Consider the following 15233-nt stretch of genomic DNA (forward strand, 5'->3'; position numbering starts at 1 on the left):
CGGCATCGGAGACCATCGATGCCGGCAGAGCCCTGACTCGGCCGCCCATGACCCCGCCGACGACCGGGCCGCTCATGCATCGGCCCATGACACCGAGGAGCCTCGCCCAGGGCGAGAGAGAAGTACCTCTCCCGGTACACCGACGGGATCGAGCGCGTAGAGCTCGGCATCGCCGCGCGCGTGTCCGGAACTGCTCTTCTGACCGGCCGCCTCCGCCGGTTGACTCGGCAGGGTCGATCTTGTTTCGGACAGAACGGAGTGCCAATCATGTTCAGACGGCTGTTCAGCCTCACCGCAGCCCTCGCGACCGTAGCGGTCCTCGGTGCGGGCCCGGCCCAGGCCGAGGACCAGGTGCAGGAGCCGCGGGCGGCCAAGCGCGTGTACAACTCCATGCAGATCGCCTTCGACCCGGACCGCCCCGACGCCTTCTGCACCATCGGGGCGGTCGGCAACGACGATTACGGCCGCAAGATTGCGATCTCAGCCGGCCACTGCCTGAGCGCGCCGGCCTACGCCGACCGCGAGCTGCGCGACAACATCGCCCCCGTCTACCACCGGCAGGACATCGGCTACGGTCCGATCGGCTGGGTGCGGTACTTCAAGGACCCCGAGGGGTCCATGACCGGACACCTCACCAAGGACTACATGGTGATCGAGCTGGTGCCGGAAGTGACCCTCTCCTCACAGGGGCCGTACCTGAAGCAGACCGGTGTGCTGGAGGTGCCCGGCGGCACGCCCAGCCCCAACGCGCTCAGCCCGGCTCTGAACAGCGAACGACTACTCGGCGCGGCCTGGTTCAACAACAACGAACTGGTGGTCTCCGGTCAGCTCGGCATCTGGTACGGGCGGATCACCAACAACTCCCAGGGCGTCTACCAGGCACACCCGCAGCACAAGGCCGGTGACTCCGGCGGTCCCACGATCTGGCATGTGCCGGGGTCGGCCTACCCGTCCGAGGCCAACGGTTTCCACGCGGAGGGTCCCTGGGCGGGCATCACCAAGGGGATCATCATCGGCATTCCCCCGTACGTGTACACCAGCTCCGCGAACATCCTGGCCGACCTACGCGCCCGGGACGCCGCCGACCCAGCCGACGTCTTCGGTGCCGGCTTCGAGGTGACCGCCAACCCGTGACCCGGGGGCGGGGGCTCTGCCGGCCTCCGGGGTTCCCGCTCCACCCCGCTTGGCCTGCACGGTGGGGCCCATGGTCACCAGCGCCGCCCCCCTGACCGCGGGGAGGGGCGGCACGGTGCTGTGGCCCCCCACCACACCGCCGGCTACCGCTTCACCCGCCTCAACATCCTGACGGCGCCGCCGACATGGTCCGTCACACGCGCACCCGCCTCGGGCCGCACGCCGAAGTCCGGCAGCACGACCCAACGAACCCCTCGCCTGGGCCGGCGACGCCCGGTGAGGATTCATCGCCTTTCAGCTCATCAAGACCTCGGCCCGGCCTCTCGGCGGTGCCGTCGGCACGGCCGAGAGGCCGAACCAGTACAGGGAATCAGGCCGCGGCGAGCTCCCGCTCGCGGTCCGGCATCGTGATCTTGGGCTTCTTGTTCGGCAGCGAGAGCCGGAAGACCTTGCGCCACGCGGAGAACACCTGCTTGGGCAGCGGCCCGGTGACGTACTCCAACTCGTACTTCTCGAACAAGGCGCGCACCCTCACCGCGACCTCGGCGTACCGGTTGCTCGGCAGGTCCGGGAACAGGTGGTGCTCGATCTGGTGCGACAGGTTGCCGGTCATGAAGTGCATGGCCTTGCTGCCGCTGATGTTCGCGGAGCCCATCATCTGGCGCAGGTACCACTGGCCGCGCGTCTCGCCCTTGATCGACCGGCGCTCGAAGACCTGCACGCCCTCGGGGAAGTGCCCGCACATGATCACCGAGTGGGACCAGATGTTGCGGACCAGGTTCGCGGTGAACGTGGCGGCGAGCGTGGTGAGGAACGACGGGCCCGAAAGGAGCGGGTGGATCACGTAGTCCTTGAGGACCTGCTTGCGGATCTTGCGGCCCACGGCCCTGGCCCGCGCGCGGAACTCCGGGGTCTTGCGACGGTGCTTGTGCAGGTTCCTGCCGAGTTCCAGGTCGTAGGCGGCGATGCCGTACTCGAAGAAGCAGGCGTTGATGAAGTTCCACAGCGGCTGTCCGAGGTGGAACGGGTGCCACTTCTGGTCCTCGTCGACGCGCATGATGCCGTAGCCGAGGTCGTTGTCCTTGCCGATCACGTTGGTGTACGTGTGGTGCAGCTCGTTGTGCGAGTGCTTCCACTGCTCGGCCGGCGAGACGTGATCCCATTCCCAGGTGGTGGAGTGGATCTTCGGGTCCCGCATCCAGTCCCACTGGCCGTGCAGGACGTTGTGGCCGATCTCCATGTTCTCCATGATCTTCGCCACGGACAGGCCGGCGGTGCCGATCAGCCACGCGGGCGGGAAGATCGAGAACAGCAGGACGCCCCTGCTGACCAGCTCGAGTCTGCGCTGCGCCGAGATGACCTTGCGGATGTAGGCGGCGTCCTTCTCACCGCGGCTGGCGATCACCTCGTCGCGGATCGCGTCCAGCTCGCGGCCGAGCTCCTCGATCTGCTCCGCGGTCAGGTGGGCGGTGGGGTCGATGGCGGTCAAGGTGCTCCTACCGTTCGATGTCGCAGGGGCCCGCCGCGGCGGACACGCAGGTCTGGATGAGGACGCCCGGCCCGGCCTCGGTGATCTCGCCGGTGCGCAGGTCGCGGACGGCACCCGCCGTGAGCGGCGTGACGCAGCCGAAGCAGATGCCCATGCGGCACCCGGACGGCATGAGCACGCCGGCCTCCTCGCCGACGTCCAGCAACGGCGTGGCGCCGTCCGCGTCGACGGTCTTGTCGGTGGCGGCGAACGTGACCTCGCCGCCGTCGCCGGTTGCGACGACGGCGGGGCGGAAGCGCTCGGTGTGCAGGCGCTCTGGGACGCCGTGCTCGGTCCAGTGGTCCTCGGCGGCGTCGAGCAGGCCCGCGGGCCCGCACGCCCAGGTCTCGCGCTCGGCCCAGTCGGGGACGAGTTCGCCCAGACGGGCGATGTCCAGCATGCCGTCCGTGTCGGTGTGCAGCTCGGTGAGACGCAGCTTCTTGTCCGCGACCAGGTCGTGCAGGTCGTTGCGGAAGATCACGTCGTGCGGCTGCGGTGCGGAGTGGACCATGACGACGTCGTCGAACTCGACGTCGCGCAGCATGCCCATCACCGGCGTGATGCCGCTGCCGGCCGTCAGGTAGAGCACCTTGGCGGGCTTGGCCTGCGGCAGCACGAAGTCACCGGTCGCCTGGTCGAGCTGGATCAGCGTGCCCGGCTGCGCCCTGCGGACCAGGTGGTTGCTGACCTTGCCGTCCGGGATGGCCTTCACGGTGATCGTGATCCGGCCGTCCCCGCGGTGTGTCGGTGAGGTGACCGAGTAGGCACGCCACAGGCGCACCCCGTCGACGTCGACCCCGATCCGCACGTACTGACCGGCTGTGTGGCCGCGCCAGCCCCGCCCCGGCTTGATCACGATGGTCGCGGCGTCGCCCGTCTCGGGGTGCACGGCCTCGATGCGCCCCCGCAGGTCGCCGCCCGCACGCAGCGGGCTGACCAGGTCGAGGTAGTCCGACGGCAGCAGCGGCGTCGTGACCATCTCCAGCAGTTTCCACGCCCTACTGCGGAGGGCTGCACTCGTCATGACCCCAGCTTGATGCGCTTCAGGGGGTAAAGTCCTATCCACAGGACGTGAATCTAATCAGTTGAATTGTTCGCAGGGAACAAAAACGTGAGCCATGCAGTCCGGAGGGCCAGCGAACTGGTCCTGGACGAGACGACGGTCACCGCGATTCGGGCCGCGCTGAGGACCACTGCCGACGAGGTCGTCCAGGCGATCATCGACGAGGTGCCTTCCTACGCCAACGCGCTCTCGGGCCGCATGGGCGCCACCATCCGCCGAGCCGTCCGCACCGCCCTGAGCCTCTACCTGGACCTCGCGAGCGGGAAGGCCACGGGCGGCGACGCCAGTGCCGCGGCCTACGAGCTGGGCCGCGGCGAGGTCCGCGACGGCCGTTCGATGGACGCCCTGCTCAGCGCCTACCGGGTTGGCGCCCGCGTGGCCTGGCGAGGCCTGGCCGCAGGTGCCGTACCCGCAGGTCTGCCCGCCGCCCAGGTCGCCAAGTTCGCCGAGCTGACCTTCGCCTACATCGACGAGCTCTCCGCCGCGAGCGCCGCGGGCCACGCCGACGAACTGGCCGCGCGGGGCCGGGCCCACGAGCGCCACCTGGAACAGCTGGCCCGCGATCTCCTCTCCGGCGCGAGCCCGGAAGTGCTCCTTGCCGGCGCTGGGCGGGCTGGGTGGCAGCCGCCGGTTTCGCTGACCGCAGTCCTGCTGCCCGCCGCCCACGCCCGGCCGGCCTACCGCGCGCTCGACCCGGGCACCCTCGTCCTCGACGATCTGCCGGACGCCTCCGGCGTGCTGCTCGTCCCCGATGCCGACCGAGCACATCTCCTGAGGCAGCTGCCCGACCGCGCCGCCGTGGTCGGCCCGGCCCGGCCGTGGACGCGTGCGTCCGCCTCGTACGCACGAGCCGTACGCGCGCGCTCCCTCTCCTGCGACATCCGCGACACCGAGGACCACCTGCCCGAGCTGGTACTGAGCGCCGACGCGGACGCGCTCGCCGACCTGCGTGCCCGAGCCCTCGCACCGTTGCGGACCTTGCCGGCCGCGACCGCGCGGCGGCTCGAGGAGACGTTGCGGGCGTGGCTGCTGCACCAGGGCAGGCGGGACGAGGTGGCGGCGGCGTTGTTCGTCCATCCCCAGACCGTCCGGTACCGGATGTCGCAGCTGCGGGAGCTGTTTCCGGATCTCGGGTCGCCGCACCGGGTTCTCGAACTGACGCTGGCGGTCGGTCTCCGGGTGGGCTGACGTGCCCTTCCCATAGGAGCGTTGGCGGTACAGCGGCGGACCAACCTGAGGTGCGGCGCTCGGCTGACGGCCAGTCCAGTGCCGATCACTCCCAGAACGTCCCACCTCTCCCCCCTCCCCGCCCGGGCCAAGATCCGGACCATTTCCGGACCAGCCCTCGCCAACGGTGCGCGCCAGCTGCCTTCTTCCCAGGTCAGAGCGCGTGCAGCTGCTGTACCACCAGGAGACCAAGAACCTGCTCCGAACCGACATCGGGCCAGGCATCAGCGAGCGAACCTCGACGAAGGAGGTTCTCATCTATCCGTAGGGGAGCTGGTTATGACGATGCGTCCTGTCTTCCGCAAGGGTGCTAAGACGGTGGTGGCCGGGCCGGCGGCAGTTGCGGTCCTGACAGGGGGGACGGCTACGGCTCAAGCCGCGGACTCCCCCGGGACGGTCAGCGCCGAGGAGCAGTACCAGTGGGATCTGGCGGACGGAAAGTTCGACCCCGCGCATCTGGCACATCTGTAGGAGAAGGAGGAGCAGGAGCGGCGTGACGGCATCAAGGACATCCGGCTGAAGCAGGGCGTCGAGGGCAATGTCCAGCTCACTCCAGTGACCCGTGACGGAGTGAGCGGCATGGTCGCGATGCTCGAAGACGGCACGCCGATGAACAACACGTACCCGTGCACAGGCGGCTACACCTGCCTGTTCTACAACTCCACCTTCAAGGGCGCGACGATCCGCCAGGGTCAGGGCGCCAAGCCGGCCAACATCCCCGACTATGCGCCGTACAACTTCTACGGGGAAGGCGCGGGGAGTGGCCAGGGAGTGAAGAACAACGCGGCCTCGGGGATGAGCGTGGCGCCCGTCAGCAGCAGGCCTGGCGAAGCCAGGCCACTCGGGTGAAGCGAAGCGCAACACCACCAGTCCGAAGCGAAGCGGAGGACCCTCGCAGCTGGCCAGCTCGGCAGCGGCGCGGTAACTCCCCGTGAGGTCGTATGCCTCCAGGATTTCCATGATCTCCATACCTTGGTTCTGGGCTGATCCCGGTCATTCGTAAGATCGGGACACCCAGGGGTGCCAGGTATGGCTGCCATGATTTTGCCGCTGGTGTGGCTTGCAGGGATTGGCCGCCCGGCACCCCGCGACGACTCGACTGCTGATTGGATGACATGCTGTTGTCCCCTTCACCTTTCGGATCCAGGTAAGTCATTCGGCCCAGGAACCTCCTTCCGAGTTCCTCCCGGCTCAGCCGGGGATACAAACAGAGCGCCTCGTGGCGCACAAGGCTCGCTCGACGGCCCAGCGCACCTTGCCCAGTCCGGAGCCGTGGGCGACGTCGCGTCGGGCGCGATCAGCGGTTGATGCCGCGCTTTCACAGCAGGCGGCGGTACTTGTCGAAGTCGTAGCCCCGGTCGGCGTACAGGCGCCGGGGCTTGCGGCGGGGCCGCCCGCGCAGGCCCCGGATCGGCGGGACGGCGTCAAGCAGGGGCGGGAGTTGGGTGGCGTCGTGGCGGTTACCGCCGGTGAGGGTGACGGCGAGCGGGGTTCCGTGCCGGTCGACGATCGGGTGGTGCTTGGAGCCGGGGCGGGCGCGGTCGACGGGCGAGGGGCCGACGTGATCCCCCCTTTGAGGGCCCGGACATGAGAGCCGTCCACGGCGCGGTCGTCCAGGTCCAACGAGTCCGAGCGGCTCAGTTCGGCCAGCAGGGCGGCGTGCAGGTGTGGCCAGACGCCTGCCTCGGTCCAGTCCCAGTCCCGCAGCCGACGCCAGGCCGTGACTCCGGAGCAGCCCACGGTCTCGGCCGGAACGTCGCGCCAGGCAACGCCGGTCCGCAGGACGTACACGATGCCGGCGAGAGCCGCTCGGTCCGGAACGCGAAGCCGCCCTGGATGCCGGCGGCGGCGTTCGGGGGCGGGTGGCAGCAGCGGGGCCACCCGCTCGCGCAGGTCGTCAGGAACAAGATCAGCACGCACCCGGACACCCCGCCGACCAAGATCGGCAAGTGCAGGACCCGTAGCTCAACTCATTCTGAAACGGTCAGTTAGAGGGCGTTTCCTCCTGTTGTTTCATCCCGGATTGCCGGGTTGATAGTGGTTCATGCGCCGCGCCATGTGGGGGTGGATTCGGCGGTGAGTCTGCGGGTCATGAGGTTGATCATCGCGAGGTGGATCATGGCTTCGGAGCGGTGGGGGCAGGCTTCGTAGTCGCGCGTGAGACGGCGGTGGTTCATAAGCCAGCCGAGGGTTCTTTCGACGGTCCAACGGCGGGGCAGGACGGTAAATCCCCTGGTGGTGGGGTCGCGGCGGACGATGTGCATGTCGATGCCGAGGGTGGCGGCGTACTCGACGAGGTGCTGGCGGTAGCCGCCGTCGACCCAGGTCTTGCGGATGGTGGGATGCTCGGATGCGACCCGTTCGATGAGGGTCTGCCCGGCGATTGAGTCCTGCACGCTCGCGGCGGTGACCACGACGGCCAGGAGGAGTCCGACGGTGTCGATGACGATGCTCCGCTTGCGTCCGACAATCTTCTTTCCGGCGTCGATGCCCTGCTCGCAGGCGGGCACGTTGGTAGAGGTTTTGATGCTCTGGGAGTCGATGACGCAGGCGGTCGGTTCCTCCTCGCGGCCCTCCTGCCTGCGGACTTGACGTCGCAGGAGGGTATTGAGCTGGTCGAAGACACCCTCTTCCTGCCAGCGGGCGAAGTAGGCGTAGACGGTGTTCCAGTGCGGGTAGTCGTGCGGAAGGTAGCGCCACGGGATGCCCGTCCGGTTCACGTAGAGGACTGCGTCCAGCAGGCTCCGCAGATCGTGGTCCGGAGGCCGGCCGATGTCCAGGCCTCGGCCGCGGCGCTCGGACCGCCAGGCGGTCAGGACCGGCTCGACCAGCTCCCACCGGGCATCGGACAGATCGCTTGGGTATCGGCGGCGTTCAGGCATGATTCCGGGCTACCCAGGTGGCCCAGGCGCGCGGACCGGCGCCCGAAGCACACGGCGTGAAACCCGGCGGCTTGGGATGAAACAGGAGGAGGCAGCCCAAGAAGCCCGTCTGGCAGCCACTTTCGCACCATGAACCACACCAACCCCAGCAGCCCCGACCGGCCGCAAGCCCATACCGGCTCAAAAAACCAAAATTATGAGCTAAACGCCCTCTTAAAGAGCGTTTTGTCCCGGCAGGGTTGTTTGGTGGGCTTTTGGATGCATGACCTGCCTGTGAAGGTTGAGCCTGGTGGTCGCCTGCGTGACTCCGGGGCGGGTGACGACGGTCGAGGGTCCGTTTCAGTACCTTCGCTCCTGTCTGATCCCAAGGCGCCCCCACTCAACCCTGTTTGCGCCCTGTGGTCGAGGGACTAGTCCCGGTACTACCGAAACATGCGCCAACAGCGACCGTACCCAAGTGACCTGTCTGATGCCCGGTGGGAATTGCTGGAGCCCATCCTGTCGGCCTGGCGGGCCGAGCGGCGGGGGAAGGGCATAGACATCGGGCGGCCGCCCGAGCACGACCTGCGCCGGATCATGGACGCGATCTTGTACGTGGACCGGACCGGAATCCCCTGGCGCTACCTTCCCCACGACTTCGCGCCGTGGGAAACGGTCTACGGATACTTCGCCGCCTGGCAGAAGGACGGGGTATTCGACCAGCTCAACGGCCTGCTCCGCCGACTGGTCCGCGAGGCCGCAGTCCGGGACGCCGAACCGAGTGCGTGCGTGCTGGACGCACAAAGCGTCAAGACCTCAGCCAACGTACCGGCCGGCGGGCAGGGCATCGACGCGGGCAAGAAGATCGCCGGACGCAAGCGCCACATCGGCGTCGACACCCTCGGCCTCCTCCTCGCGGTCTGGGTCACCGCGGCCAGCGTCTCCGACAACGCCGGCGGCATCCACCTGCTCTCGCACATCGCCAAAGCTCACCCCCGAATCACCAAGGCCCGGGCCGACACCGGCTGTCGAACCAAGGCCATCGACCACGGCGCCAGCCTCGGCATCGACGTCGAGGTCACACGCCGCGACCGGGCCAGAAGGGCTTCAAGGTCATCCCCCGGCGATGGGTCGTCGAGCGGACCTTCGGCTGGCTCATGAAACACCGCCGCCTGGCCCGCGACTACGAAACCCACCCGCACCGCTCCGAAGCGATGATCCGCCTCGCGATGTTCGACCTGATGAGCCGCAGGCTCACACGAGAGTCGACTCCGAACTGGCGCGACACCTGAGCACATGACAATGGAGCACCGCAAGCTCGCCAACGACTCCCAAAGCACCATGCACGGCAATCCGCCAGGTCAAAACTCCTTCAGGTGGCCGGGTTCTGGGCAGGGCACCCGCCCCCGTACTCGTTCGCGTATATCGGATTACCCTCCCTGTCGCTGAGGCGGAAGCAGTGGCCGTAGGCCCACACCGTGATCGAATCGGGCCGACGCTTGACCTCGAACGGCTCGTCGCCAGACAACGTCCCACCCCAAGTACCCTTTCCCGGGGGCAAGTGGGTGACCACGATGCAGGTGTCCTTCGGCCAGATCCGGTGGATGTCCGCCCAGGGGTCCACAGTCAGCTCCAGCAGGTCCTCGCCATCGTTGCTGACCGCCAGCCGCGCCGTTCTCCCCGCGAACACTCCAGGACCCCCACTCGACCTTGCGCCGTCACGCGCGCCACTGCGCAAGATGCGGGCGCATACAGCACGATCCTCACAGGTTGATAGATCCCGAGTTACCAAACAACCCTGCTGGGACAAAACGCTCTTTTAGGCCAGCCGGCGCGCCCAAGCCGAACAAAGTGCTGTGCCACGGGCTCAGGACACGTACGGACTTCGCGAGAGACGTCTACGAGGTGTAGATGTCAGTCAGATCTGATTGATGTCGGCATATGAGAGCGGACCACCGTTTTGAAAGGCCAGCATGTCGGCGCCGCCGCAGTGGTTGAGCGCGCTCAGGAGCGGCAGTTTTCCGGTGTTGCTGCTGACTGTGCCGCTTCCGCCTGTGGTGGCGCCGGTTGCGTGTGCGCCGATGCGGTGGTTTTCACAGTCCGTGCCGAATGCGGGGCTTAGAAAGTCTCCGATCCCCCCGCTGTCGCGGGTGCGGCGGTAGTGAGGCCCGCCCCGATCGCTGCTGTGGTGAGGGCGAGGACTGTTGCTGTGCGGCGTGTGGTCATGCCATGGGAACGAGGTTCGGCGTGCCCGGTTACCGAGGCGCTGTGTCACGGCTGCCACGAGCTCAAGACCGCTACGGAGCCGCGGCCGCTCGCGCCGCACGACGTGCGCCGTTGAGCGCCCCCACCGTAGGGTTCAATATTCCGGCGGTTCCGCTGGCTGCGCTCTGCGACGCTGGGCATGGCTCCGTCGCCGCTGTCCGATGTGAGCGCGACGATCACGGCTGCCCTGGGGCCGGAACATGCCCCAGAGCGTAAGGGCACCGCCGACGACAACGGCCCACCACGGGGCGTCTCCGGCAGGGAGAACATGAGAGTGAGGCTGATCCTTTGGAGCGGACACCCTGACAATGGATCTTGATGGTCCAGGGAGGGATGTCCAGGTGGGACGTAAGTCTCCGTATCCGGAGGAGTTCGGGAAGGACGCTGTCGCGCTCTACCGCGCCGCGGCCGGGAAGCGGACGTACGCGGCGGTGGCTGCGGATCTTGGTATCATCGCGGAGTCGCTGCGGACGTGGGTCCGCAAGGACGAGGCCCAGGCCACGCCTGCGGGCCGCGATGGCAGCGTCAGTGCGACGGAGGAACCGGCCCGGCTGTGAGCTGAGAACGCCAGGCTACTCAAAGCCGAGCAGGAGTGGCGGCTGGAGCGCGAGATCCTGCGCCGGGCAGCTGGCTATTTCGCTCGGGAGGTGAAGTGAGCCCATGCCGCTGGGCCTTCACCTTCCGACGACCGCGCCGTCTTCGGCGTCAAGCGGATCTGCCGGGTGCTCGGGGCGTCCCGCGCCGGCTACTGCCGGCACTTGGGCACCGAGCAGGCCCGCGCCGAGCGCCATCAGGGGGGATGGTCAACCCCAGGGGCAGCCAGAACAGCGTGCAGAGCATGACGTAGCGGCGGCGTGCGGCGGATATGCCCAGTGGCCCGGTCATGACGCGTTGCCGGCATCCGTCTGGGCAGGGGCGGAGGCGTCCGGCTCCGTTTCGCGGGCGCGCGGCGCCAGGGGCAGCCCGGCGGTGAGGAGCACGACGTGCGCGGCGCGCGGATCCCCTGTATCGCGGGTGGTCAGATCCTGCAGTTTCCGGCCGAGGACTTCCCAGAGTTCGGTGAGCGACTCGGGGGTCAAGCGGGGCATCAGGTCGCTGATCCCCGAAAGGTCCACCCACTCCTGCCCCAGCCGTCCGTCGGCGATATCGGTCTCGTACCGGAGGAGAGAGGCCTCCAGGTGCTCGGTCCGGGCCCTGCGCGACAGGCCGACGCAGGCGCGGCTGGCCGGCGAGGCTTCCATCGCCTTGTTGTTCCAGGAGGTCACGGAGTGCACCGCCGGCCAGCGGCGCTCGCGCCCGTCACGGTGCTTCGGCCTCGGTGATGAACGCGCCTTCGCCAGGACTCGCAGGTGATAGCTGGTGGAGGCGGATGACTCCCCGGTCCTGATCGCGAGTTCGCTCGCGGTGGCCGGACCGTCCTGCCGCAACAGCCCCCGCAGCCTGATGCGCAACGGGTGCGTGAGGGCCTTCAGGGCTGCCGCGTCCTGCTCAGGATCGAGTACGCGTCTTGGTTCTTCGCTGACCATGACGCGAGGCTGGAGCCCTCGGAGATTTTCCAAAGTTTTTTGCAGAAGTTCTTTTGTGGTTGGTCGCTCATCCCGCACACCCTGGAACCCCGCCCGGCGGCGCGCAGTTGTTCGGTTGATTGCCCCGGACCCTGGTGTCGTCCAGCGTGACCGTGCCGGACTCTTTGAAGATGCCCGCCCCCGTCGGCGGCCCTGTTGCCGGTAACAGTGCTCTTCGTCGGAGTCGTGGAACCAAAGGCGTGGAAGAGGCCGCCGCCCTCGGCCGTGCCGCCTTCCGGAGCCTCGGCGGCGTTCTTGCTGATGTACGACTGATCGGTCGTCACGGAGCCGCCGGTGGCGTTGCTGATTCCGCCGCCCCGAGCCGTGCCTCCAGCGGCACGAGCGTCGTTGCCCCACACGGTGCTGCTGGTCAGGGTGAGCTCACCGGTGCGGCCGACGTGGATGCCACCGCCCCGGGCGGTGCCGCCCTCGGCGGTGGCGGTGTTGTCGATAACGCGGGTGCCGATCAACGACACGGGGAAGTTGGTCCCGACGCCGCCGCCGACGGCGAGGCCGCCCGGGGCACTGGCGTGATTGCGGCTGATGGTCCTGTGCTTGATCGTCGTGAGGGCGAAAGCGGCGTGGCCGGCGCCGAAGGCGAGCTGTCGGTTTTCTCGGTGACGCCGATGGTGTTGTCGGTGACTCGGCTGCGGTTGAGGGTCAACGGGCCGTCGTTCGCGATTCCGCCACCGTCGGCGCTGGACCCACTGGTGCCGGAGCAGATGGCGGGTTGTGGCTGACCTCGGTGTCGTTCAGGGTGGCCGTGCCGTCGCTGTCGATGCCGCCGCCCTCGACGAAGATGCCGTCCCTGCGCTATCGGCGGCGTTGTGGACCACCCGGCTGTGGTTCACCGTCGTGCCTTGGCTGTTGATGCCACCCCCGCAGATCCCCTGACCGGGAAGGAGAGGGCAGTCCGTCGCCCGGCCGCCGCTGACGGTGGCCTTGTTGAGGGTCAGGCTGCCCGCCTCGTCCACGAAGAGAATACGGAAGTCCGGGGCGGAACGGGCACGTGTGATCGTCGCGCCGTTTCCGTCGATGGTGATGTCGCTGCTGATGGCCGGCAGGCCGTTGGCGGGGTTACCGGGGTCGGGAGCCGTCAGCGTTCGTACGAGCGGAAGCTGGTCTCGGCGATGCCGGCTGCTGGCTCCGGCCCGCGTGGACGCCGGCTCCGGCTACCGCTACTACGCGCCCGAGCAGGCGCGCGACGCCCTGACCATTGCGTTGCTGCGCGACATGGACCTCCCCTTGGCCGTGATCGCCCGGACACCGGCCTCGCGCCGCGTGTACGTTACTCAACGGTAATCTGATGGGTCTTCACTCGTACGGCGGAGCGGTGTCACACTCCTGATCCAAGCGATCAAGGAGTGCCTTCCGTGACCGACGCCGCCAAGGCGGGGCTGGAGCACCTGCGCGACGCGGGTGCCTTCCAGTGGTACGTCATACCGCTGTTACTGATCGTCCTGTACGTATACGCCGCCGAGGTGGAGCGGCGGAACTGGAACGTCTTATTCGCCGGCCTCGCCTTCTGGGGCATGGACTGGTTCAACGAGATCTGGAACGCCCTGGTCTTCCACTTCACGGACCGGGCCCCGGTGTGGGGAGCGCCGGGCGGGAACTCCGCCTATCTGATCCTGATCGGCCTGAACATCGAGATCTGTTTCATGTTCGCGATCTTCGGCGTGGTCGCCGCCAAGCTGCTGCCGGCCGACAAGTCGCTGCGCGTGCTCGGCCTGCCCAACCGCTGGGTGTTGGCGGGCGCCGGGGCCGTGGCCGCGGTGGGGGTCGAGGTCGTCCTCAATGCGGTGGGCGCGCTCACCTGGGAGTGGTCCTGGTGGCACGCCGGCATGCCGCTCCTCATCTGGCTGGTCGGCTATCTGCCGTTCTTCCTGGTCAGCTACTGGGTCCACGACCTTCCCACGGTCAAGTCCAAGGCGATCGCAGTCGGTTCACTGCTGGGCCTGGACGCCGCCGCCCTGATCTTCTTCATCTCCCTCGGATGGATCTGACATGCGCCGACACATGCTGGCCGCCGCCGCGCTCCTCGCGGCCGCCCTCGCCCCCGCAACCCCCGCCGCAGCCGCCTCCGGGCCGTGCCAGCCGATCGGTACCGCGGGCCTGGCGGACCTGATCCCCGGGGACAGCACCCTGGGCCTCTCCGACCTGCCGCCGGCACCCGCCGGTGTCGACCTGCCGCAGCAGATCCACCTGCGGGGCACCGCGGAGACCTTCAACCGGCGGTGGTCCTTCGCGCTGCGCGGGGGCCTGGTCTACGTCAAGGAGGCCTCCCAGAGCGGCGGTTGGCGCACGATGTCGCTGCCGGGATGCCTGGCCGGGCACGTCACCGGGGTCTCCGTGGACGACGACGAGCTGGTCGCGGTCGACGAGGAAGGCCGCATCTACACCATGGACCACGCCCTCAACGCGCCCTGGACGTGGAACTGGACGCACCGCTTCGGCGCCCCGCTGTGGCTGGGCGGCGGCAACACCGTCCCCTACCACTCGGCCCGCTGGACCTGGTCGGTCCTCTCCCCCGGGGAGGACAAGGTCTGGCGCGACACCGCGGGCAACGACCACCCGGTCGGCGCCGCCAAGGTCTCCCACGTCTTCGCGCTCAGCGAGGACGGCAGCCGCATCACCTACGTGGACCCCTGGCTCCCGGCCGACCACAGCTACGAGATGGCCACGCCGAAGGGCGGCCGCTTCCAGGCCCGGGCACTGTCCACCACCGCCTCAACCTCGTTCGTCGTCAACCAGTACGGCGACATGTACACGCGTCTGTACGACTTCGACATCTCCGGCTCCGACAAGGTCTTCTTCGGCTACTCCTACGCGGACCAGCGCGGCGCGACCTTCCCGAAGATCCAGCTGCCCGCCCCGGACTGGGCCCGACAGCCAAAGATCCCCGGCGAGGTCACCGACCGGATCTCGGTCCACAAGACGGGCCCCGGGTCGAACGCCCGCGAACTGCGCGTCGAGGGGCGGGACCAGGGGCGCACCGGCTACTGGAGCAAGGCCCTGACCGCGCCCGGGTGGACCTTCACCGCCACGGACGAACCCCTGAGCGGGCAGCTCCTCCAGAACACCCCGGACGACCGGTCCGACGACACCCTCGCAGCGCCCTCGCCCTACGGCTACGCCGGCGCGGCGGGAGCCGTGAGCGCCCGTGTCGACGCGTTCGACCCGGCGGTCGCGGCAACGCCCCTGACCCTGCGTGCGGGCGGCCAGGAGCTGCGGGTCACCCTCCACACGGTCGACGGCCTGCGCCAGACCGCGCACGCCCCGGGGCTCAGCTCCGACCCGCGGAGCTTCTACGGCAACATCGAAGTCCCCCAGACGGTCCTCGACCACCTCGACTCCTACGACCCCGCCCTGCGCAGCCTCGTCCGCGACCGGCTGACGGGTGCCCGCTTCACCGACTCGGACGTCACCGTCACCGACAAGGCCCTGGCCATCGCCCGCCTCGACCTGCGCCTCGACCGCGTCTGACACCGTCCGCACGACGGTGGCGACACCGCATGCAGGGTGATGGATTTCGTGGAATCCGAACACCGTATCGACTATTTCCGGTGAATCATGGTGCTGTGGCTGCG

At 68.4% G+C, this 15233-nt stretch carries 12 protein-coding genes and 3 pseudogenes; 9 read left to right on the plus strand and 6 right to left on the minus strand.

Features of this window, described 5'->3' with window-relative positions; genetic code table 11:
- Positions 1-267: 267 nt before the first annotated feature.
- A complete protein-coding gene (locus SLAV_RS36665) occupies positions 268-1134 on the plus strand; it encodes a hypothetical protein (protein WP_030238033.1) in 867 nt (288 codons plus the stop codon).
- Positions 1135-1504: 370 nt separating this feature from the next.
- Here the strand turns inward: SLAV_RS36665 and SLAV_RS36670 are convergent, their stop codons facing one another.
- Positions 1505-2623, minus strand: coding sequence for a fatty acid desaturase family protein (locus SLAV_RS36670; protein ID WP_030238030.1), 1119 nt, complete (start codon positions 2621-2623; stop codon positions 1505-1507).
- Positions 2624-2630: 7 nt separating this feature from the next.
- Positions 2631-3686, minus strand: a complete 1056-nt coding sequence (locus tag SLAV_RS36675; RefSeq protein WP_030238027.1) for a ferredoxin reductase — start codon at positions 3684-3686, stop codon at positions 2631-2633.
- Positions 3687-3773: 87 nt separating this feature from the next.
- Between SLAV_RS36675 and SLAV_RS36680 the strand changes: the two genes are divergently transcribed.
- Both SLAV_RS36680 and SLAV_RS41270 read left to right on the plus strand, forming a co-directional pair.
- Positions 3774-4913: a PucR family transcriptional regulator gene (locus SLAV_RS36680; protein ID WP_030238025.1), complete on the plus strand. Its 1140-nt coding sequence runs from the start codon at positions 3774-3776 to the stop codon at positions 4911-4913.
- A gap of 618 nt (positions 4914-5531) precedes the next feature.
- Positions 5532-5801 carry a hypothetical protein gene (locus SLAV_RS41270; protein ID WP_030238020.1) on the plus strand — a complete coding sequence of 90 codons (270 nt, stop codon included), beginning with the start codon at positions 5532-5534 and terminating at the stop codon, positions 5799-5801.
- 381 nt (positions 5802-6182) lie between these two features.
- Here SLAV_RS41270 and SLAV_RS36690 read toward each other — a convergent pair.
- Both SLAV_RS36690 and SLAV_RS36695 read right to left on the minus strand, forming a co-directional pair.
- Positions 6183-6872 (minus strand): annotated as a pseudogene (locus tag SLAV_RS36690) (IS5 family transposase); the annotation flags it as partial.
- Positions 6873-6994: 122 nt separating this feature from the next.
- Positions 6995-7834, minus strand: a complete 840-nt coding sequence (locus SLAV_RS36695; RefSeq protein WP_100661198.1) for an IS5 family transposase — start codon at positions 7832-7834, stop codon at positions 6995-6997.
- Positions 7835-8266: 432 nt separating this feature from the next.
- Between SLAV_RS36695 and SLAV_RS36700 the strand changes: the two are divergent.
- Positions 8267-9105: pseudogene (locus SLAV_RS36700) on the plus strand (IS5 family transposase).
- Between the two features lie 1314 nt (positions 9106-10419).
- Positions 10420-10866 (plus strand): annotated as a pseudogene (locus SLAV_RS42790) (transposase); the annotation flags it as partial.
- Between the two features lie 93 nt (positions 10867-10959).
- Here the strand turns inward: SLAV_RS42790 and SLAV_RS36715 are convergent.
- Complete coding sequence (locus tag SLAV_RS36715) at positions 10960-11604, minus strand: helix-turn-helix domain-containing protein (RefSeq protein ID WP_030227940.1); 645 nt, start codon at positions 11602-11604, stop codon at positions 10960-10962.
- Positions 11547-12119, minus strand: coding sequence for a hypothetical protein (locus SLAV_RS41275; RefSeq protein WP_158740589.1), 573 nt, complete (start codon positions 12117-12119; stop codon positions 11547-11549). Before SLAV_RS41275 ends, SLAV_RS36715 begins: the two co-directional genes overlap by 58 nt.
- 75 nt (positions 12120-12194) lie before the next feature.
- On the opposite strand from SLAV_RS41275, the gene SLAV_RS41280 reads away from it, so the two are divergent.
- From SLAV_RS41280 to SLAV_RS36730, 4 genes are all read left to right on the plus strand, one after another.
- Entirely contained in the window at positions 12195-12383 is a 189-nt protein-coding gene (locus tag SLAV_RS41280) for a hypothetical protein (protein WP_158740587.1), read from the plus strand.
- A 271-nt stretch (positions 12384-12654) separates the two neighbouring features.
- Positions 12655-12945: a MerR family transcriptional regulator gene (locus SLAV_RS43430; protein WP_100661201.1), complete on the plus strand. Its 291-nt coding sequence runs from the start codon at positions 12655-12657 to the stop codon at positions 12943-12945.
- A 71-nt stretch (positions 12946-13016) separates the two neighbouring features.
- The gene (locus SLAV_RS36725; RefSeq protein WP_030227935.1) at positions 13017-13649 is read left to right on the plus strand and encodes an AF_1327 family membrane protein; all 633 of its coding nucleotides are present in this window, start codon (positions 13017-13019) and stop codon (positions 13647-13649) included.
- Position 13650: 1 nt separating this feature from the next.
- Entirely contained in the window at positions 13651-15129 is a 1479-nt protein-coding gene (locus SLAV_RS36730) for an SdpI family protein (protein WP_030227932.1), read from the plus strand.
- Positions 15130-15233: the final 104 nt, after the last annotated feature.

It is taken from the genome of Streptomyces lavendulae subsp. lavendulae, from assembly GCF_002803845.1.
Lineage (GTDB): Bacteria > Actinomycetota > Actinomycetes > Streptomycetales > Streptomycetaceae > Streptomyces > Streptomyces lavendulae.